The sequence below is a fragment of the Amaricoccus sp. W119 genome, assembly GCF_047275745.1.
GTDB lineage: Bacteria > Pseudomonadota > Alphaproteobacteria > Rhodobacterales > Rhodobacteraceae > Amaricoccus.
The window spans coordinates 1-20,079 of record NZ_JBKQWU010000030.1; the positions used below are offsets into that span (position 1 = coordinate 1).

Below are 20,079 nucleotides of genomic sequence, written 5' to 3' on the forward strand. Positions count from 1 at the left end.
GCCGACGGCCGCCATCAGTGATGATCTCTATCTCAGACATAAGCACGTGCTCAGGCATATGCCTAAGCCTCCATGGCTGTGCTCAAGTGTCCGGTCGAAACGGGGGCCAATTCACGACGCCAAGCCGATGACTCCCTTATCCCAACGGGGCCGAAGAGTGCCGACGCTTACAGAACCCAAGAAAAGCCGCGGTAGCGTTGCGTGGTTTTTCGTCCTGCTTTCCTGCAAAAGCCAGCCATTCATGGTACAAAGCGTGCACGTCATAACCCGGCGCCAACCTGCGCGCTTTGTCGAACGCGTCTGGAGAAACTTCGCGCTCAGCGTCAAACAGATCGCCCTGTTCTTGTACTGAACGCAACCGACGAGCAGGAGCAGTAGATTTCCTTGTAAATATCGCCTTTGGACCATCAATACTGATGTCATAATCAGGAATATGTCCGTCTGAAGCAATCTGCTTAAGGAAGAATCTGAATTTCTTCTCAGGAGAATTGCTCCCAACCTTCTTCTGAAGAACTGAGATATTTATGATAAACGGATGCGATTGGTCGCCCACATGCTTTCTAGCTAGCTCATAAATTCGACGTTCCAATGGTCTTCGCAAGCGGAAATATAGCGGGCTGATTGTAAGAACTTCCATTCCTTGAACCGCCCGATATGTCCAATCTGAAACTTTGACGCGTATCTGCGTAAGTCGCCCAAACGGCGACAACTCGCCCTTCGCGTTCTTTCTATTTATTTCAAACTCATCAATAAGCCCAAAGCCACGTGTTTGCGTGTGGCCATCCGTCGCTATATCAGTCAGAATTACCGTTCCTTTAAGCCTAATCAATGCTTCTTCAAATCGCTGATAGCTCGCGTCATTCGTTCTCCAATTAGTTGCAACCATTACCTCATGAGCACTCATTTCGACCCAAGGCGTAATTTCTTCTCCAGAGTTCTTCTGATGAACCATCTTACTTATGCAATACAATAAGATATCTTTGTCCATAATAGTGGCTAGACCCTTGCCACTAGGGACGACCCTCAATCGACGACCGTTATGCTCGTACTCAAGCTCCCGCATATCCGGCTTGACCGAAAGGGAGAACACCGGATGCTCCATCGACGCCAGATCATCCTTTGGCGCAGCGTCCGCCACGTCCAAGATAAAAAAGTCTCGGTTCGGATGACGGTTAGGCAGAAGGGTTCCCATGCGCTTCTGTAGCTCGGATTCGCCCCTCTGGGAACCCGCATTCGCCCTTCTAGGAACCTCGCGCTACCGAGCAACCAATTCACCGATTCGCCCTTCTAGGAACCGGGCTTCGCCCCTCGAGGAACCATTTGCGCTATCGGCTCACCATTGGCGCCCTTCGCCCGTCTAGGAACCGAGAATCGCCCTTCCAGGAACCGGAGAATCGCCCCTCTGGGAACCAAGATTCGCCCCTCTGGGAACCAAGAGAGGCATCACAGAGAAAGATGTATGCGCATTCCCAAGGCCTTAGATGATAGGGAATGCAGGCGTAACTACTCTAACAATACGTTAACTAAATTAACTAGCAGCCGCTCCAAGCGATTCTGTGGATAACAGTAGATTCGGACAGGATCGGGGATCGACGGGCTAACGCCCGCTCACCCCCGCCCTGACGACTTTGCCATTCCTGACGTCCGCCCAGCATCCGGGCGCCCGCGCGTCAACCGGCAAGCGGCGGCCAGGGCCGCCAGCTCCGCCGCCCCCGTGTCCTCGCCTCGGGCTGCGGGCCGCGCCAGGGCGTCTCCGCCCGGTTGACCCGCGCCCGCCCGGCCGCGGGTCGGGCAGTCGCCCTCCCCGCTCTGCCTTCCCCGGAAATGCGGGGTGCATTTCCGGTCGGCAGACCGGGACGGCTCCGCCCAAAAGCGGACCGAAGGGCAGAAGACCCCGGCCGCTCCACCACAAAGGAGAGACCAGCCATGATGGTTGTCGAACAGGTTTCGTTTGAGGACCTCTACATTCACCCCCTGAACCCGAGGCTCGACCCGCCGCAGGCCGAGATCGACGCGCTCGCAGCGAACATCCGCGAGCTCGGCCTGATCCAGAACCTCGCAGGCCTCCGGGGCGATGGCGGCAAGGTCGGCGTCATCGCCGGCGGCCGGCGGCTTCGTGCCCTCGCGCAGCTGCAGGACGACGCGCGTTTCGCGACGGTGCCGGTGAAGCTCGCCGACGACGAGGCGACGGCGGCGGTGTGGGCAGCTGCCGAGAACAGCCTGCGGTCGGCATTGCACCCGGCCGACGAGATCCACGAATACGCCATGCTCCGCGAGAAGGGCGTCGGCGAGGCCGCGATCGCCATCGCCTTTGGCGTCACCAAGGCCCACGTCAAGCGTCGGCTCCGGCTGGCCGGGCTTCCCGAGCCGGTTCTGGCCGCGCTCCGCGCCGACAGGATCGGCCTGACCGAGGCGGCGGTCTTCGTCCTCTGCGACGACCCTGTGCGGATCGAGGAAGTCCTCGCGCAGATCGGCGGGCATCCCGGCCGCTATTCCGAGGACAGCATCAAGCGGCTGTTGAAAGCCGGGGCGGTGCGCGACACCGACCGCCGGGCCTGCTTCGTCGGAGTTCCGGCCTACCGGGAGGCCGGGGGGCGGATATCCACCGACCTCTTCGGCGGCGAGGTCTATCTCGACGACGTCGACATCCTCGACGCCTGCTTCGCGGCCCGCTTCGCCGAGCTTGCCGAAGAAACCCGCGTGCGCGACGGCTGGAAGTGGGTGCAGACCAGCACCGACAGTTCGGCTTGGGGGATTTGCGACCAGCTCGACGCCATCACCCTCTACCCGGCCGAAGGGGCGCTGACCGAGGAGGAGACCGCGCGGCACGACGAGCTCGCCCTTCGCGCCGAGGGAGACGATCTCGACCCGGCGGAGGCCGAAGAACTGGACCGGCTGGCCGCCATCCTCGACGGAGACTATCTCCCGGGGCAGAAGCAGCATGCCGGCGTCGTCCTTTACCTCGACTACGGCGGCGAGCTTCGCGCCACCCACGCCATGGTGCTGCCGGTCGACCAGCCTGCGGCGGCCGAGGCGGGGATCATCGAGCGTGCTCTGGTGGCCGAGGACGACGAGGCGCCGGAGGCCGCCCAGGACGGCGCTCCGCGGCTCTCCGAGGCCTTGAAGCAGGATCTGCGGTCGGTTCGCCGCGGTGCCCGTCAGCATGCGGCCCTGCAGCAGCCTGACCTGCTGCTCGACCTGCTCGCCTTCCACCTGCACTCGAACGTCGGACGGGCCTTCTCCCTGCACCGCTACGCGGTGAACGTGACGCCGACGACGGAGACCGGCTATGCGCCCGATCCGCGTCTGCTCGACACCGAGACCGGGCGGAGCAACGCCACCGATCTCGCCAAGGCGTTCCGAGCGTTCCGCAAGCGCGGGCCTGAGCATGTCCGCGAGGTCCTCACGCTGGAGCTGGCCCGCCTGCTCGACCCGTCCGACTACGGCAACGACATGCTCGCGCCGGTCTTCGACAAGCTCGCGAAGGTCAGCCCGCGTGAAGTCTGGAGCCCGACCACCGAGAACTTCTTCAAGCGGGCGCCGGGCGGCTATCTCGACGCACTTTGGTGCGAGCTGCGCGGCATCGGGGCCGACAGCACCGAGGCCCGGACCTTCGCCAAGGCCAAAAAGGGCGAGAAGTGCGCTCGCCTCGAAACCTTGTTCCAGCCGGAGACCGAGATGCCGGCCGACCAGCGTGCCCGTGTGGCGGCATGGCTGCCGCCGGAAATGTTCTGAGCATGGCGGCCGGCGGGGACAGACCTCGCCGGCCGCTCCCTGCCCCGTGGCTCCGAGGAGCGCGTCGCCGATGATCGACTTCACCGCCTGGTCGCATCCTGTCCTCGCCGTCGCCTGCCCGAGCTGCGGTCGGAGGGCCGGCGTCATGTGCCGCCGCCCCTCCGGCCACAAGGCCGCCGACTTCCATGCCCGCCGCAAGGCCGAGGCCGATCGTCATTTTATTGATCGGCATGGCGCCGTCGCCAGCATCGAGCGCACCGTGGACGGGTGGCGGATCGACCCACGAGGCCGGCTCAGGCAAGGCAGTGTGCCCTGAGACTGCCGCTGGCGGCGCTTCGCTGCGCTACGCGCCGCTGTTGTCCTCGCGTCGGTCAGGCCTAAGCTTCCGCGCCGGCCCTTGGTCATCCCCCCGACCGAGCGGGGCCGACCCTTCCTCGTGGGGGAGGAAGAACTCGCCCCGCCTTTACGGCGGGGCGTTCTTTTGTTGTGTGACAGGATGTTGCAGGCGCGTCCTGCGACGGCTGGCGAGGAGAGTGCGCGGCAGCGACCTCCCCGTAGATGCTCGAGTTGCCGGCCGGCATTCGGCATCAGTAGTCCGTGCTAGCCGAGTCGAGAACGGGTTTGGGAAGGTTGGCGGATCAGGAACCGAAGCGTCTGTGGGGCGTAGGCGATCTTCATCCGAACGGCTCAACTTGACGGTGACGGCCGAGTAAGAACGCGTCGGCCACGTGAACCAGTGGCGACAAGTCCACGTCCGAGGCACGCTTCCCCACCAGCGCAACGAAGGTCGAGTAGAGCTTCCGGTACTCCCCGTCTTCGCCACAAACCCGGGGGTAACCGTCAACCGTAAAGTGGCTGCCGCCCCCTGAGAGCATCACGGGGCCCTCGTCGCTTTGGATCGTGATATCCCAGGTTTGCGGTCCGGTCTGGCGCCAGTCGAAGTCGGCCGTTACCGGCAATCCGCTCGCCGTGCGGCCTCGCAGGCTGGCGGCAATTGGTGCGGCACGGTTGGTCGGAAAGTAGAGATCGGCGTCCTCGACGAAGAACCCCTCGGGCAGGATGTAGGTTGCGATCGACAAGGCGTTGATGCCCGGGTCGAAGACGCCCAGTCCGCCCGGCTGCCAGATCCACTCCTGCCCGGGATGCCAGCGAAGGACATCCTCCTTCCACTCGATCGCGACCGAGCGGATGGTTCGCCCGGCAAGCACCTGGCGTGCGGGCTCCACGGCTCCCGCCATGCGCGAGTGCCAGCTGGCGAAGAGGGTCAGCCCGCGCGCCTCGGCCATCGCCGAGAGGAGCCGCACTTCGGAAATGGATGATCCAGGCGGCTTCTCGAGCATGACATGCTTGCCGGCGGCGAGGGCTGCGCGGGCCTGATCGAAGCGCCCCGCTGGAGGCGTGCAGAGAGAGATTGCGTCGATCTCCGGCTCGTTCGCGAGCAGGGTGTCGATGTCGGGATAGCCGGGGAGGTCCGGCAGGCGCGCGTGGCGACTGGCGATAGCGGCGAGCGCCACCCCTTCGGTCGCGGCGATGGCCGGGAGATGCTGCGTCGTGGCGATCTTGCCGAGGCCGACGAGGCCGAGCTTCAGTGTCATCCTGCTCCTCACCACTCGGCGAAGCTGCCGTCCTTGTGCCGCCACATCGGGTTGCGCCAGCGGTGACCTTCGGCTGCCGCGCGGCGAACGAAGTCCTCGTTCACGTCGATCCCGAGGCCCGGGCCCTGCGGAATGGCGACATGGCCGTCCTCGTAGGCGAACACCGACGGATCGACCAGGTAGTCGAGCAGGTCGTTCGTGGTGTTGTAGTGGATGCCGAGCGACTGCTCCTGGATAAAGGCGTTGTAGCAGACCGCGTCGAGCTGCAGGTTCGCCGCGAGCGCGATCGGCCCGAGCGGGCAATGCAGCGCCACCGCGACGTCGTAAGCCTCGGCCATCGCCGCGATCTTGCGGGTCTCGGTGATGCCGCCCGAATGCGAGGGGTCGGGCTGGACGATGTCGACGTAGCCGCCTTCGAGGATACGCTTGAAGTCCCAGCGCGAGAACAGCCGCTCGCCGAGCGCGATCGGAGTCGAGGAGTGGTTGGCGATCTCCTTCAGCGCCTCGGAATGCTCCGACAGCACCGGCTCCTCGATGAACATGAGCTTGAAGGGCTCGAGCTCCTTCGCCAGCACCTTGGCCATCGGCCGGTGCACGCGGCCGTGGAAGTCGACGCCGATGCCGAAGTTCGGGCCGAGCGCGTCGCGGATCGCCTGCACGCGCTCGAGCACCGCGTCGATCTTGTCGTGGGTGTCGACGATCTGCAGCTCCTCGGTGCCGTTCATCTTGACGGCGGTGAAGCCGCGGTCGGCGCAGTCTTTCGCCATCCGCGCGGTGTCTCCGGGCCGGTCGCCGCCGATCCAGGAATAGACCCGGATGCGGTCGCGCAGTTGGCCGCCGAGGAGCGCGTGGACCGGCACCCCGAGCGCCTTGCCCTTGATGTCCCAGAGCGCCTGGTCGATGCCGGCGATGGCGCTCATGTGGACGGCCCCACCGCGGTAGAAGCCTCCGCGGTACATCACCGTCCAGTGGTCCTCGATGAGGCGCGGGTCCTTGCCGACTAGGTAATCGGCGAGCTCCTCGACCGCGGCGGCGACAGTGTGGGCGCGGCCCTCGACGACCGGCTCGCCCCAGCCCGAGACACCTTCGTCGGTCTCGATCTTTAGGAAGCACCAGCGCGGCGGGATGATGAAGGTGGTGAGCCCGATGATCTTCATTGCCGACCTACCTGGTCGCGACTGCGCCAGGCGTCCGCGAAGGCGTTCGCCGTGGTGCCGACCTCCGCCGCGGACATGCCGGGCTTGTAGAGCGCCGAGCCGAGGCCGAAGCCGGCGGCACCCGCGGCGAGGTAGGGCGCCATCCCGTCGGGAGTGATGCCGCCGACCGGCAGGAAGCGGGTGCCGCGCGGGAAGACCGAGGCCATGGCACGCAGCACGGACGGGGCGACGAGCTCCGCGGGAAAGAGCTTCAGCGCGTCGGCGCCGGCCGCGAGCGCGGCGAAGCCTTCGGTCGGCGTGCAGACGCCGGGCGTGCAGGCAGCCCCGGCGGCCTTGGCCGCGCGGATCACCGCGACATCGGCGTGCGGCATGACGATGATGCGGCCGCCCGCCGCGACCACCGTCTCGACGTCGGCCGGGACGGTCACGGTTCCGGCGCCGACAAGGGTGTCTGGGCCGAGGTCGGACGCGAGCCGGCGGATGCTCTCGATCGGTTCGGGCGAGTTCAGCGGCACCTCGATGATCGAGAAGCCGGCGCTGACGAGGGCGCGGCCGATGCCGACCACCTCCTCCGGCTTCACTCCACGCAGAATCGCGACCAGCGGCAGCCGGTCCAGATACGCGGCAAACGACGTCATGCGACCTCCGTCTTCGTAGTCTTCACGATTCCCGCCGCGACCGCGATGCGCCACAGCCCGGCGGCAGCCGTATCCGGGATGGCCTCCGCTCCGTCGAAGCCGAAGCGGGCAAGCGCACCGGCGTAGCGGGCGGCGAGCGCCGGCTCGCCGATCAGCCGTGGCGCAGCGCCGGGTTCGGTGAGGGCGGACCGCAGCTCGTCGCCGATCAGCAGCCCCGAGAGGTAGTCGAGGGCGTCTTCCGGCGCGATACCGCCGGTCAGGACCAGCGCCCGCGCCGAGAACAGGAGCGGCGCGATACCGTCCGCTCCCCGGGCGGCGTCGACGCCGCGCAGGAAGGCCGCGTCCCTGTCGCGCCCCGGACCCGAGCCGGCTGTGCGGCCGAGGATCGAATGGTCCCGCAGGACCGCGAAGAGCTCACCGGTCATGTAGGTGGTGAAGCTCTCAATGCGGCCGTTGCAGACACGCGCCCACTTGGAGTGGGTGCCGGGGAGGACGATGCGGGCGTCGGCGGCCAGTTCGGGCCCAAGCGCGAGGGCGCCGGCGACCTGGGTTTCCTCGCCTCGCATGACGTCGGGACGGTCTCCCGGTTGCAGGACACCGGGCACGATCCAGAGCCGGCGGCCCGGCGCCTGCACGAGCGCGCCCGCGAGGTCGTCGGGGCTCGCCGGGCAGGGCAGGTACGGCGCCTCGACCCAGCCCTGGGCGCTCCCGACCATGCCGGCCGCGATCGCCGGAAGTCCGGGGTCACGCCCGAGCCAGGCGCGGGTGATCTCGTCGAAGACCGTGGCGAAGCCGGCCTCCACCTGCATGATGCCCTTCGGCTCCCGCGCGCTCTCGATCATTCGCCCGCTGCCGTCCAGCAGATAGGCGCGCAGGGAACTCGTCCCCCAGTCAAGCGCCACCAGCGCCGGCGATTTGTCGGGCTGCGGGGTGCTCATTGGAGGTCCTCACGCGAGGGCGCTGCGGCGCTCCGGCCGGCGCTGAAGTCAGCGACGCAGGACACGCAACTGTTCGCGGCAGGCCTGGCGCGGTCGATGCCATGTGCATCGCTATGGTGCATGTCGATATCGAGGGTCTCGGGGCCGGGCACTGCGTTCCTCCTGAGCGCTTGGGGGTTGACCCGGCCGATACCCGGGCGGGCATCCGGTCAGGCTGCCTTGCGCCGCAGCGGCCCGGGCACGAAGTCGTCGTGAGCGTCGAGCAAGTCGTCGACGAGCCGTGCGATCTGCTCGGGATCGAGCTCGGCGGCGGTGTGCGGGTCGAGCATCGCCGCATGCAACACATGATCGCGCCGCCCTGCCAGCACGGCCTCGACGGTCAGCTTCTGGACGTTGATCTGGGTCTGCATCAGGCAGGCGAGCTGCAGCGGCAGGTCGCCGATGATGGTGGGCTGCAGGCCGTTCCGATCGACGAGCACCGGGATCTCGACGCAACAATCGGGGGGCAGGTTGGTGATCGAACCGTGGTTTATCACGTTGCCGTAGATGACCCGCGGCGTGCCGGCCTCCATCGAGTGGATGATCTCCGAGCCGTACTCGACGCTGCGTCGCACCTCGATCGGCTTCGACCGGTTCTGAAGGGCCTCCGACATCCCCTGCCAGCCGGCGATCTGCGCCTCGCAGCGCCGCGGGTACTCGTCGAGCGGGATGTTGAACTTCTCGATGAGGTCCGGGCGGTCGCGCTTGATGTACCAGGGCACATACTCGGAAAAGTGCTCGGAGCTCTCGGTCACGAAGTAGCCAAAGCGCTTGAATACATCGTAGCGCACGCGGTTGGTGACGGGGATGCGGCCCTCGTCGACGACCTTCTGAATGAGCGGGTAGAGGTCCTGCCCGTCGCGCTCGAACTTCAGGTAGAAGGCGACGTGGTTCACGCCGGCGACGAGGTAGTTGATCTCATCGACCGGCACGCCGATGTCTTCGGCGAGCTCGCCCGCGGTGTGGCGCACCGAGTGGCAGAGGCCGACGGTCCTGATCTTCGAGCCGCGCAGCAGGCCGAGGCAGTTCATTGCCATCGGGTTGACGTAGTTCAGGTGCAGTACGTCGGGGCAGAGGCGCTCCATGTCGTGCGCCATCGAGAGCAGTACCGGCACCGTGCGGACCGCGCGCATGATGCCGCCGATGCCGAGGGTGTCGGCTATGGTCTGACGGAGGCCGGCCTTCGTCGGCAGCGCGAAGTCGGTGACCGTCGCCGGCCTGTAGCCGCCGACCTGAATCATGTTGATCGCGTAGTCGGCGCCGTCGAGAGCCTTCGAGCGGTCGGTGGTCGCCTCGATCGTGGCGCGGGCGCCGACCGCCTCGTTGATCCTCCGGGCGACGATCTCGGACTCGGCGAGCCGTTTCTCGTCGATATCGAAGAGCATGATCCGGGCGGCGGCGAGCTCCGGGTAGCCGAGGAGGTCGCCGATCAGGTTCTTGGCGAAGACGGTCGAGCCCGCGCCGATGAAGGTGATCCTGGGAGAGCGCATGGGCATATTCCATCGGGCCGGAGGCGAGGCCTCCGGCCTCGCGTTTCGGTCAGAGCTCGACGCGGTGTTCGGCGACGCCGCGACCTCCGCCTTCGACACGGAACGTGCGTCCGTGGCCGGGATTGGCGGCGATCTCGCTCTCCTCGATGCCGATGGCGGCGGAGGTGCAGAAGAGCGTCGTCAGGTCGGAACCGCCGAAAGCGGGGCAGGATGTCTGCAGGGCGGGGAAGCCGACGGCGCGCAGGAAGTCGCCGGCCGGCGAATAGACCCCCACGCGGGACGAGCCCCATTGCGCCGTCCAGATGTTGCCCTCGGCGTCGCAGACCGCCCCGTCGGCCACGTGCGGCGTGTCGCGCAGGTCCACCGCGATCGCGCTCTCGCCTTCGGGCCAGCCATCCACCCCCAGTGAAAGCTGCCGGATCACCTTCTCTGGCGTGTCCGAGTAGTAGGCGGTGCGGCCGTCGGGCGCGAAGCAGATGGCGTTGGGGATCGAAAGACCCGGCACGACCTTTCGCAGTTCGCCCTTGTAGTACCGGTAGATCGCCCCCGCGGCTGGTTCCTTTGCCAGGCTCATGGTGCCGAGCCAGAACCCGCCATGCGGGTCGGCACGCCCGTCATTGGAGCGACTGCCGGGATGGTCCCTCTCCAGGTCGCAGACCGGCTCGATGGTGCCGCTCTCGACGTCGAGGGTGACGATGGCGCGGGCCGTGGCGGCGATCAGCCGGTCCCGGTCCACCCACCCCAGGCACGAGACCTGGGTGTCGAAGGTCCAGTCCCGCAACATGCCCTGCTCGCGCGTCAGCACGCGGTTGGACAGGATATCGCACCAGTAGAACTGCTGGCGCTCCGGATGCCAGAACGCGCCTTCGCCCAGAAGGCATCGGGTGGTGTCGTGCGCGGTAACGTTCATGCCCCAGCCTCGTCACACGGCCCTCAGGTCGATGCACGCCGCCGGCAGCCGGTCGCTGGTGACGCGCACGCGCACGATTCCCGCCTCGCCGGTCGCGCGGAGCCAGAACCCGATCGTGCCACCGACGAGCGACGATCGCGGCGGGCCGATCAGACGGGCCGGGCCGTCGACCTCGATGCCGATGGTGTCGACGAGGAACGGCAGGACATTGCCGACCTGGTCGAGCGCGCGGACGATCACGCGGACCTCGTCGCGCGCCGCGGCGTCGAGCCGCGTCGCGTCCGGCGCGACCTCGAGCGTCGTCGGCAGCGGGTCGGCCACGTAGCGGCGGGTCATCACCGGCGCGCCGTCGCGCAGGCCGATGATCGTCGAGTCCTCCCACGTCATCCCCCACAGCCCCATCTCCTCCGGGCGGAAGTGCCGGTGGTCGATGATGACGGGCGGATGCGGCAGATGCGGAAAGCGCTCGCGATCGGGCTCGACCCTCTTGACCAGGGTGGAGCCGTAGCGCAGCTCCACCGCGTCGCAGTTCGTCAGCACCACGAGCGGCAGGACGCCGCCGATGTTGCGCTCGCCGCGGGCGAAGAAGCTGACCGGTTGCATCACCAGACCCTCCGCCGGGTCGCGCTGGCTCGCGTAGGCATAGGCGGCGAACTTGGGCTCGCGGAACATCGTGCTGACGCCGTGGTAGCAGATCCGGTCGCCGGAGCCGAAATCGCTGTGGGTGTTGTAGTCGAAGGCGCACCAGCCGATCGCCCCGGACACCGCCGGATCGCCGAAGGCCGCGTCGAGAACCTCGAGGTGGCGGATCACATGCTCGGCCTGGCGCTGCTCCTGGTCGAAGGCCTTGGTCGGGAACATGTGGCCGTTGTACTCGGTGATGAGATAGGGCACGGCCTCGCGGCCGGTCGTCTCGCGCCGCGGGCGCAGCGCCATGCGCGGCCGGTTCGTGCGCGGGTTCTCGAATTCGCCGAGCACGAAGTCGTTCATTGTGTAGACGTCCTCTAGAAGCTCGCTGTCGGTGATGTAGCGCACGCCTCCGGTCTGGCGCGTCGGGTCGAGCGCGCGGGCGACGCGGTTCGTCTCGGCATAGAAGTCGTGGCTGTCTTGGCTCTCGTTGATCCGCACCCCCCAGATCACGATTGACGGGTGGTTCCAGTCGCGCTCGACCATGCCACGGACGTTGTCGACCGACCGGGCCTGCCACTCCGGCCCGCCGATGTGCTGCCAGCCGGGGATCTCCTCGAAGACCAGCAGGCCGATCTCGTCGCAGCGGTCGAGGAACCAGGTCGACTGCGGATAGTGCGAGGTGCGGACGATGTTGCAGCCGAGGTCGAACTTCACGATCTCGGCGTCGCGCTCCTGCGAGCGGCGGCCCTGAGCATACCCGGAATAGGGGAAGTTCTGGTGCCGGTTGAGGCCCATGAGCTTCAGGGGCGCGCCGTTGAGCATGAACCCGGTCGGCGTGAAGCGCGCTTCGCGGAACCCGAACCGGACCGTCGTGCGGTCCTCACCCGCATCCGAGCGCAACGTCAGCGCGAGGGTATAGAGCGCCGGGTCCGAGAGCTGCCAGAGCTTCAGTCCCTCGATCCCATCGAAGGCGACCTCGGCGGCGTCGCCCGCGACAGGCACGGCCGCGCGCGCGACCTCGCCGCCGGCCGCATCGAGCAGCCGGGCCTCGACCTCGGCGCTGTCACCCGTGCCGCCGAGGATCACGCGGGCGCGGACCGACTTGGCGGGGGCGAGCGGATCGGGCGTCTCGACCTTGACGTTCTCGATCCAGCGCGGCGCCGTGACCCGCAGAGCCACTTCGCGGTAGAGGCCGGCATAGGTCAGATAGTCGATCCGGCCGCCGAACGGCGGGATCTCCGGATTTTCCGAGCCGTCGATCCGCACGGTGACGAGCGTGTCGCCTTTCGTCAGATGCGGGGTCAGCCGGACCGCGAACGGGGTATAGCCGTCGGTGTGGCGGGCAACCTCGACGCCGTTCACCCAGACGACGGCATCGGCCATCGCCCCCGCGAAGTGCAGCGAGATCTCGCGGCCGGCGAACCGCTCCTCCCAGGGCAGCGAGCGCTGGTAGGTGAACGGCCGTTGGTAGGATTTCTCGTCGAAGTAGTTAAACGGAAGCTCCACCGCCGTGTGCGGAAGCTCGACCGCGGCGCCGGGCATCGGCGCGACGATCCAGGCGGGCTCGAAACCCTCGGCGAAGGTCCAGCCGAGGTTGATCGGGGTTTCGCGGCCCGGGATCGGGTGGTCGAAAGATTCGCGACGCATGGATGGTCCTTTTTCGGCAGGGGGTCGGTTCAGGCGGCGCGGGTGCCGTCCGACTTGAAGACGAAGGTGCGGTCGGCCGGGATGGCGACGGTGATGCGCTCTCCCGGATGGGCGCCGCGGGCGGCGGCGCGCTGCAGCACGACGGCCTCGCCGGCCTTGGTGTTGGCATAGAGATAGCTGGTGGCGCCGAGATGCTCGGCGACGTCGAGCGCGAGCGTCAGGTCGCAGGCGCCTTCGCCGGGCTCGACGAAATGCTCGGGGCGGATGCCGACCACCGCCGCCTCGCCGGCCGCGAGCGGCGCCTGGAGCGGCAGCGCGATCTCGGCGCCGCCCTGGTTCGGCAGCCGGAAGCGTCCCTGCCCGAGGGATTCCGCGGCGAGGAAGTTCATCCGCGGCGAGCCGATGAAGCCCGCGACGAACTGGTTCGCCGGGTTGTCGTAGAGCTCGAGCGGCGCGCCGACCTGCTCGATCCGGCCGGCGCGCAGGACGACGATGCGGCTCGCCATCGTCATCGCCTCGGTCTGGTCATGGGTGACGTAGACCATCGTCGTGCCGAGCTCGGTGTGGAGGCGGGCGATCTCGACCCGCATCTGCACGCGAAGCTCGGCGTCGAGGTTCGACAGCGGCTCGTCGAACAGGAACACCTCGGGCTCGCGGACGATGGCGCGGCCGATCGCGACGCGCTGGCGCTGGCCGCCGCTCAGCGCCTTGGGCCGGCGGTCGAGCAGCGGCTCGATCTGCAGGATGCGCGCGGCGTCGCCGACCCGGCGCTCGGTGTCCGGCTGAGGGTTGCCGTTCATGCGGAGCCCGAACGAGAGGTTCTCGCGAACGGTCATGTGCGGATAGAGCGCGTAGGTCTGGAACACCATCGCGACGCCTCGCTCCGCCGGCTCGACGTCGTTGACGACGCGGTCCGCGATCGAGATCTCCCCTCCCGAAATGTCCTCGAGGCCCGCGATCATGCGCAGCAGCGTCGACTTTCCGCAGCCGGAGGGTCCTACGAAGACCACGAACTCTCCGGGATTGATGTCGAGGTCGACGCCGTGGACGGTCTCGATCGGGCCATAGGCCTTGCGCACGCCGCGCAGTGTCACGCCAGTCATGCCGGTTCCCTTATTTCACTGCGCCGGCGGTGATGCCGGACATGAAGAAGCGTTGCAGGAAGACGAAGACCACGAGCATCGGCACGGTCAGCACCACCGCGCCGGTCATGATCGCGCCCCAGGAGACGCGGGTGACGCCGATGAGGGTGCCGAGAGCCACCGGCGCGGTCATCATGTGTGGCTGCGAGGCGATGAGCAGCGGCCAGATGTACTGGTTCCACGAGGCCAGGAAGAGGATGATCGCCAGCGCCGCGATCGTCGGCTTCGCGAGGGGCAGCGCGATGCGGGTGAAGATCTGCCACTCGCGCACGCCCTCGACCTGCGCCGCGTCGAAGAGCTCGGCCGGCATCATCGAGAAGGCCTGCCGCATGAACAGCACGCCGAGCGAGTTGAAGAGCGGCGGCACGATCAGCGCGAACCAGGTGTTCGAGAGCCCGAAGTAGCGCGCCACCATGATGAACTGCGGGATCACCACGACGAAGTAGGGCAGCGTCAGCGTGCCGAAGATCACCGCGATGACCAGCGCCCTGCCGCGGAAGCGATAGCGCACCAGCGCCCAGCCGGCCATCGAGGTCAGCATCACCGAGAGCACGGTCGTCGTCAGCGCGACGACGACGGAGACGAGGACCGTCCGGAGGAACCCGGTGTCCGCCTGCAGCTCGCGGAAGTTCGCGAGGAAGCGGTCGGACGGCAGCAGGCGGATCTCCGGCGAGAAGATGCCGTTCTCCGGCATGGTCGAGAAGACGACCATCATCCAGAGCGGCAGCAGCCAGACGAGCGCCAGCGGCCCCAGCACCGCGTGGAGCGCGATCTGGCGCCCCCGCCGGCGAGCGGCTTTTCCCTTCATGCCCGTTCCCTCCCGAGCCAGAGGTTCAGTACCGAGATCGCCACCGCGAGCGCCGCGATCGTGTAGGCGACCGCCGAGGCGTAGCCGAAGTTCAGCACGGTGAAGCCCTGCCGGTAGAGGAAGACGCCGAGCGTCTCGGTGGCACCGCCCGGTCCGCCGCGGTTGGTGATGAGGAAGGGCTCGGCGAAGAGCTGCATCGAGCCGATGACCGACATCACCACGCAGAACAGGATCACCGGCCTCAGGAGCGGCAGCGTGATGAAGAAGAACTGCCGGACGGGGGACACCCGGTCGAGCGTCGCCGCTTCGTAGACGTCGTCGGGGATCGACTGGAGGCCCGACAGGATGATGATCGCATTGTAGCCGGCCCACCGCCAGGTCACCGCGATCATGATGAGCGCCATCGCCGCCGTCGGGTTCGAGAACCAGTCGACCGGCGGCAGCCCGACGAGCCCCAGCCCCTTGTTCACGATGCCGCGGTCGGCGGTGAACATCAGCCGGAAGACCGCGGCATAGGCGACCTCGCCGACCACGATCGGAGCGAAGAAGGCGAACCGCATCAGGCCGCGCGCCTTGAGCAGCGTGGAGTTGAGCAGGACGGCGAGGACCGTCGCGAGGGCGACCATCAGCGGCACCTGCACGACAAGGATGACGAGCGTGTTCTCGAGCGCGTTGAGGAACGCGGGATCCTGCGGCAGGCGTCCCCAGGTCATCGCTGGCCGGAAGGTCCAGGGCGGCTGACGGGTGGCGAGGAACGACAGCCAGAAGGAATAGAGGATTGGCCAGACCCAGAAGGCGGTGAAGATCACCAGATAGGGCGCAAGGAATCCGTAGGCCGTGCCGTTTCGGCGACGCATGGTGAAATCCCCCGTCGATGCCCCGGGACCGCGGCGAGCCGCCGCCCGGGGCGCGTAGGTCACTCGGCGATCGGGAGGCCCGTCACCAGCTCGATCTGGGTGGCGGCGTCGTCGAGGGCCGCCTGCGCGCTGTCGAAGCCGCCATTCAGGTATTGCGTCTGCACCGAGCGGACGACGCCGTCGGCGTCAGCAAAGAAGGCGGTGCCGCGGCTCGGACTGATCGTCGGCAGCGTTGGCAGGATCGTCTGCCAGACGGCCTCGCCGCCCCAGAACGCCGACGGCTCCTTGGCGTACGGATCGTCGACCGCAGTGAGCAGCGACGGCACGAGGCCGTACTCCTTCAGCATCGTCACCTGCCCTTCGTTGGTGCCGAGCGCGTACTTCATGAAGGCAAAGGCCGCCTCCTGGTTGTCCGAGCTCGAGGCGATCGCCAGCGCCGAGCCGCCGAGGTTCGCCGCATGCGTCCCGTCCGCGGTCATCGACGGCATCAGGTAGACGCCCCACTTGCCGGATTGGTCCTCGGGCGCGGTCGAGCGGATCGTGCCTTCGTACCAGCCACCGAACATCTGGGTTGCGACAGTGCCGCTGTTGTTCGACTGGATCTTCTCGTCCCAGGTCGCCGCCTTGAGCAGTCCGGCGTCGTAGAGCTGCTTGACGGTCTCGAGCGCGGCGACGCAGCCGGGCTGGTTTACGGTGATGCTCCCTGCATCCCCCGCGAAGTAGCCGCAGCCCTGCTCGTTGGCGATCATCCGGAACCATTCGGTGTCGCCGTTCAGGTCCGCCTGCGCCATGACGACGCCGGGGTTGGTCTCTTGGATCTTCTTACCGGCCGCGGCGAAGTCTTCCCACGTCTGGATCGCCGCCGGATCGACGCCGGCCTTCTCGTAGAAGTCGCGGCGGTAGAACATCGCCACCGGCCCCGAATCCCAGGGCATGCCGTATGCGACCCCGCCCGGCTCGAGCTCGACCCGCTTGAAGTCGGGGAACTGCGAGGCAAGGGCGTCGTCGTAGCCGAGCTGGCGCAGGTCGGCGAAGCAGTCGGGGAACTGCGCCCAGAAGATCTCGGATTCGTGGTTCTCGACGCTGACGATGTCGGGCAGGTCGGCGCCGCCGGCCGCGCAGGCGGCGAGCATCCGGTCGAAGACCTGCTGGTTGCCGAGATCCTCGACCGCGACCGTGACGCCCGGATGCTGCTCGACGAACTTCTCTGCGACGGCCCTGAGCGACGAGGCCGCGACGTTCCAGCTCCAGATCGAGACTTCGCCTGAAACCTCCTGCGCCTGGGCAAGGCCCGCTGCCGTCATGAGACCAAGCGCCAATGGCGCGCAAGCGCTACGCATTCTGCATCCTCCCCGTGGGGTTGCCCGTTGCCGGGTTGCAGCCTAGACTTTATTCGGCAAAGGGGAGGCCGTCTCTGTGAAAGCCTCAGCGGACTGGTCGAAAAGTAAGATGGACGGCAAGCGCTTCTGGGACCCGAGCAAGAGTGTCGCGGAACGGCTGCCGAACGATCTCGTGGTGAGTTGCGAGCAACCCGGCATTATGCCGTCACCGCACTGGCACGCGCAGGTCGAGGTTAACTACGTATTCCGCGGCAGCATCGACTACGCGATGCACGGTCATCGGGTGCAGTTCGAGGAAGGCGACCTCGCGCTCTTCTGGGGCGGCCTACCGCACCGGGTGGTCGATACGGGGCAGGATACCTACTATCACGCCATCCATTTGCCGCTGCTGCATTTCTTCCGCCTGCGGTTCGCGCCGGACCTGCAGCAGCGCCTGATGCGCGGGGCGACGCTGGTGACCGGCGAGCCGTGCGAGGACGATGCGCCGGCCTTCACCCGCCGCGCCCGGGCGCTCCTCTCGGCCGACGGGCGCGTCATCTCGCACGCGACCGACGAGCTGTTGCTGCGGCTGGAGCGGATCGGGCTCGAGCCGCATCGCATCCACGAGCCGAACGAGGCCGGAGCCGAACCCGCCGACGCCGGGGACAATCCAAGCTTCGAAACGATTCGCCGGATCTGCGGGTTTATCGCCGAGAACTTTCGCAGCGAGTTCGACGCCGTCGACGTCGCCGTGGCCGCCGACATTCATCCGAAATACGCGATGAGCGTCTTCAAGCGATCCACGGGCATGTCGCTCGGGGAGTACGTAAGCCTCATGCGCATCTCCTTTGCCCAGGCCCAGCTGCGGGACGGTGAGGAGAGTATCACGCAGATTGCGATGGACAGCGGCTTCGGCTCGCTTTCAGCCTTCAACAAGTGCTTTCGCAAGAAGACCGGCACGACTCCCTCGGAGTTTCGGCGCGCGCGCCACCGGCCGGTTTCGGCCGAGACGTGACATCGCGCTGCTTCCCCTGTGTGGACTGCAAACGGTCGCAGATGTCAGGGTGCTGGGTCCGAACCAGCGCATCTTCATCGCAATCTCGATCAGGGGCGCCCTGAGTACCACAGGCGGTGATGATGTGCACTGCGGTCTGCACGGCGGTGTGCCGCACTCCAGTTCGGCGGCCAATGCCGCAAAGGGCTGGGCAGGAGGCTCGCACCACTGAACCCCTGTGCTAGCATGTGTACAGGCAGCACAGGGGCCGTTATGCCTACTTCCGCCACCATGACCATCCGTCTCGCCGCCGAGACGAAGCGCAAGCTGGAGCGGCTCGCCGCCAACACCCGGCGCAGCAAGTCGTTCCTCGCCGCCGAGGCTGTCTCGGCCTACGTCGAGCGCGAGCTCGCGATCATAGACGGCGTGCAGCGCGGCCTTGTCGATGTCGAAGCGGGCCGCGTTATTCCCCACGACGCCGCGATGGCCGAGGTCCAGGCCGTGATCGACACTGCGAAGAGCGGCAAGGCGTGACGCTCACCAAACGGTCGCGGAAAGTTCCTGGACGCCCGGGGAACGCCCCCGAAGCAAAGGCGGCCGATCCCGACGGCGCCCTTGAGCAGCATGTCGCGATCGTCGGGCGCACCGGCAGCGGCAAGAGCTATGCCGCCCGCGGCGCGGTCGAAGCGCTGCTCGAGGCCGGGCGCCAGGTCGTCGTCCTCGATCCGACCGGCGTCTGGTGGGGGCTCCGCGCCGGCGCCGACGGCGGGCCGGGCTTCCCCGTGCCGGTGATCGGCGGCGACCGCGCCAACGTCGCGCTGCCGGCCGAGGCCGGCGCGGCACTCGCGGAACTCTTCGTCGCGCGCCGGCAGTCGGCGGTGGTCGACACCAGCAGCTTCACCATGGGCGAGCGCCCGGCGCTTCTACGGCGCCTTCCTCGCCGGTCTCCATCACGAAAACCGCGCAGCGCTGCACCTCGTCGTCGACGAGGCCGACGAACTCGCGCCGCAGCGTCCCCTGCCCGACCAGACGACCGTGCTGCACGAGATGGACCGGATCGTCCGTCGCGGTCGCGCGCAGGACTTCCGGGTGCTGATGATCACCCAGCGGCCGGCGGTTCTGCACAAGGACGTCCTGAGCCAGGCCGGCTGCCTGATCGCCATGCAGCTCACCGCCGCCAGGACCGGGCGGCGATCGGCGCCGAGCTGCGCTCCTCGGGGTGCTGGTGGCGCATGGCCGGCCGGCGACGATGCGCCAGTGGGCGACCCTCGCCGGGCTCTCCGCCAAGGGCGCACCTGGTCGACCTATGTCTCCCGCTTGAGCACCAGCGGCGACCTCGGCGCCGATGTCGGCGGCACTTGGTTTCGTGAACGAGGCAGGTCGAGCCGCCGCCGGCGAGGTTGGCCCCCCACCGAGCAGCGAGGAGCTCGTCGGCCGATGGTGCGAGGCCGTCGGCGCCGGCGGGGCCGGACGCATGCTGGCGGTGCTGGCCGGACGATACCCGGCCACGATCGACCGCGAGGCCCTCGCCGAGGAGCTCGGCCTCGCCGCCTCTGGCGGCACCTTCAGCACCTACCTCTCGCGGCTGGTCTCGAACGGCCTGGCGACCCGGTTGCCGGAGGGCGTCCGCGCGGGGGAGAGCTCTTCCTGGCCGGGAGCGAGGCGCCGTGAGGCGAGCGGTGGAGTGGTCCTGAGACGCCCTCGACGACCTGAAGGCCCAGATCGCCTATATCGCCGCCGACAACCCGGCTGCGGCGCAGCGCGTCGCCGATCGCCTGCGCGTCACCGGCGCCGCGCTCGGCGAAATGGCGACCGGCCGGCCGGGCCGGGTCGCGGGAACCTACGAGAAGTCGGTCACGGGGTTACGCTACATCATCGCCTACGCGCTGACGCGGCGCGGGGACCGCGAGATCGTCTCGATCCTCCGGGTGATCCACACCGCCCGCGACTGGCCCGACGAGGAATGGCCGCGGTAGCGGGAACCGGATCCCGAAACGAAGACAGCCTGTCCTCCTCGCGGAGGAACAGGCTGCCTCATTTCCGTCGGCGGTCATCGCCGTCCCCGGCTGTACCGCAAGGGGAATCGTAGATCAGGAATCCGCGGGATTCCAGCGCTGTATGCCGGATTTATCAGGTTATCTCCGATCCGAGCGAGAGTGTGGGGATAGCAGTTTATGCGC

Annotated in this window: 18 protein-coding genes and 1 pseudogene; 6 read left to right on the top strand and 13 right to left on the bottom strand. The window is 67.4% G+C overall.

Annotated features, from left to right (window positions below):
- Positions 1-136: 136 nt before the first annotated feature.
- On the bottom strand, positions 137-1,192 hold the full coding sequence (locus ACLJK8_RS14490; protein WP_184155474.1) for a replication initiator protein A: 1,056 nt from the start codon (positions 1,190-1,192) through the stop codon (positions 137-139).
- A gap of 734 nt (positions 1,193-1,926) precedes the next feature.
- Here ACLJK8_RS14490 and ACLJK8_RS14495 point away from each other — a divergent pair.
- Both ACLJK8_RS14495 and ACLJK8_RS14500 read left to right on the top strand, forming a co-directional pair.
- A complete protein-coding gene (locus ACLJK8_RS14495; RefSeq protein WP_413151014.1) occupies positions 1,927-3,735 on the top strand; it encodes a ParB/RepB/Spo0J family partition protein in 1,809 nt (602 codons plus the stop codon).
- 70 nt (positions 3,736-3,805) lie between these two features.
- The gene (locus tag ACLJK8_RS14500; protein WP_413151015.1) at positions 3,806-4,051 is read left to right on the top strand and encodes a hypothetical protein; all 246 of its coding nucleotides are present in this window, start codon (positions 3,806-3,808) and stop codon (positions 4,049-4,051) included.
- A gap of 358 nt (positions 4,052-4,409) precedes the next feature.
- Here the strand turns inward: ACLJK8_RS14500 and ACLJK8_RS14505 are convergent, their stop codons facing one another.
- The 11 genes from ACLJK8_RS14505 to ACLJK8_RS14555 all read right to left on the bottom strand — a co-directional run bounded on the left by ACLJK8_RS14505 (position 4,410) and on the right by ACLJK8_RS14555 (position 16,926).
- Positions 4,410-5,330: a Gfo/Idh/MocA family protein gene (locus ACLJK8_RS14505; protein ID WP_413151016.1), complete on the bottom strand. Its 921-nt coding sequence runs from the start codon at positions 5,328-5,330 to the stop codon at positions 4,410-4,412.
- A gap of 8 nt (positions 5,331-5,338) precedes the next feature.
- Positions 5,339-6,487 carry a galactonate dehydratase gene (gene dgoD, locus ACLJK8_RS14510; RefSeq protein WP_413151017.1) on the bottom strand — a complete coding sequence of 383 codons (1,149 nt, stop codon included), beginning with the start codon at positions 6,485-6,487 and terminating at the stop codon, positions 5,339-5,341.
- The gene (locus tag ACLJK8_RS14515; protein ID WP_413151018.1) at positions 6,484-7,125 is read right to left on the bottom strand and encodes a 2-dehydro-3-deoxy-6-phosphogalactonate aldolase; all 642 of its coding nucleotides are present in this window, start codon (positions 7,123-7,125) and stop codon (positions 6,484-6,486) included. The genes dgoD and ACLJK8_RS14515 overlap by 4 nt, the downstream gene beginning before the upstream one ends.
- Entirely contained in the window at positions 7,122-8,063 is a 942-nt protein-coding gene (locus ACLJK8_RS14520; protein ID WP_413151019.1) for a 2-dehydro-3-deoxygalactonokinase, read from the bottom strand. Before ACLJK8_RS14520 ends, ACLJK8_RS14515 begins: the two co-directional genes overlap by 4 nt.
- 209 nt (positions 8,064-8,272) lie before the next feature.
- Entirely contained in the window at positions 8,273-9,592 is a 1,320-nt protein-coding gene (locus ACLJK8_RS14525) for an alpha-glucosidase/alpha-galactosidase (protein ID WP_413151020.1), read from the bottom strand.
- Positions 9,593-9,641: 49 nt separating this feature from the next.
- On the bottom strand, positions 9,642-10,502 hold the full coding sequence (locus ACLJK8_RS14530; RefSeq protein WP_413151021.1) for an SMP-30/gluconolactonase/LRE family protein: 861 nt from the start codon (positions 10,500-10,502) through the stop codon (positions 9,642-9,644).
- Between the two features lie 12 nt (positions 10,503-10,514).
- Positions 10,515-12,779, bottom strand: a complete 2,265-nt coding sequence (locus ACLJK8_RS14535) for a glycoside hydrolase family 2 protein (protein WP_413151022.1) — start codon at positions 12,777-12,779, stop codon at positions 10,515-10,517.
- Between the two features lie 29 nt (positions 12,780-12,808).
- Positions 12,809-13,882, bottom strand: a complete 1,074-nt coding sequence (locus ACLJK8_RS14540) for an ABC transporter ATP-binding protein (RefSeq protein ID WP_413151023.1) — start codon at positions 13,880-13,882, stop codon at positions 12,809-12,811.
- Positions 13,883-13,892: 10 nt separating this feature from the next.
- Positions 13,893-14,729 carry a carbohydrate ABC transporter permease gene (locus tag ACLJK8_RS14545; protein WP_413151024.1) on the bottom strand — a complete coding sequence of 279 codons (837 nt, stop codon included), beginning with the start codon at positions 14,727-14,729 and terminating at the stop codon, positions 13,893-13,895.
- A complete protein-coding gene (locus tag ACLJK8_RS14550) occupies positions 14,726-15,586 on the bottom strand; it encodes a carbohydrate ABC transporter permease (protein ID WP_413151025.1) in 861 nt (286 codons plus the stop codon). Before ACLJK8_RS14550 ends, ACLJK8_RS14545 begins: the two co-directional genes overlap by 4 nt.
- Positions 15,587-15,645: 59 nt before the next feature.
- Complete coding sequence (locus ACLJK8_RS14555) at positions 15,646-16,926, bottom strand: extracellular solute-binding protein (RefSeq protein WP_413151027.1); 1,281 nt, start codon at positions 16,924-16,926, stop codon at positions 15,646-15,648.
- A gap of 109 nt (positions 16,927-17,035) precedes the next feature.
- Between ACLJK8_RS14555 and ACLJK8_RS14560 the strand changes: the two genes are divergently transcribed.
- From ACLJK8_RS14560 to ACLJK8_RS14570, 3 genes and pseudogenes are all read left to right on the top strand, one after another.
- Positions 17,036-17,920 (top strand): helix-turn-helix domain-containing protein, encoded by an 885-nt coding sequence (locus tag ACLJK8_RS14560; RefSeq protein WP_413151028.1) that lies wholly within the window; start codon positions 17,036-17,038, stop codon positions 17,918-17,920.
- A 270-nt stretch (positions 17,921-18,190) separates the two neighbouring features.
- Positions 18,191-18,433, top strand: a complete 243-nt coding sequence (locus tag ACLJK8_RS14565) for a CopG family ribbon-helix-helix protein (RefSeq protein WP_413151030.1) — start codon at positions 18,191-18,193, stop codon at positions 18,431-18,433.
- Positions 18,430-18,621, top strand: a pseudogene (locus tag ACLJK8_RS14570) (helicase HerA domain-containing protein); the annotation flags it as partial. The gene ACLJK8_RS14565 and the pseudogene ACLJK8_RS14570, both read left to right, overlap by 4 nt.
- A 175-nt stretch (positions 18,622-18,796) precedes the next feature.
- On the opposite strand, the gene ACLJK8_RS14575 reads toward ACLJK8_RS14570, so the two are convergent.
- Entirely contained in the window at positions 18,797-19,024 is a 228-nt protein-coding gene (locus ACLJK8_RS14575) for a hypothetical protein (protein ID WP_413151061.1), read from the bottom strand.
- Positions 19,025-19,608: 584 nt separating this feature from the next.
- Here ACLJK8_RS14575 and ACLJK8_RS14580 point away from each other — a divergent pair.
- A complete protein-coding gene (locus tag ACLJK8_RS14580; RefSeq protein WP_413151060.1) occupies positions 19,609-19,875 on the top strand; it encodes a type II toxin-antitoxin system RelE/ParE family toxin in 267 nt (88 codons plus the stop codon).
- The last annotated feature ends 204 nt before the right edge of the window (positions 19,876-20,079 follow it).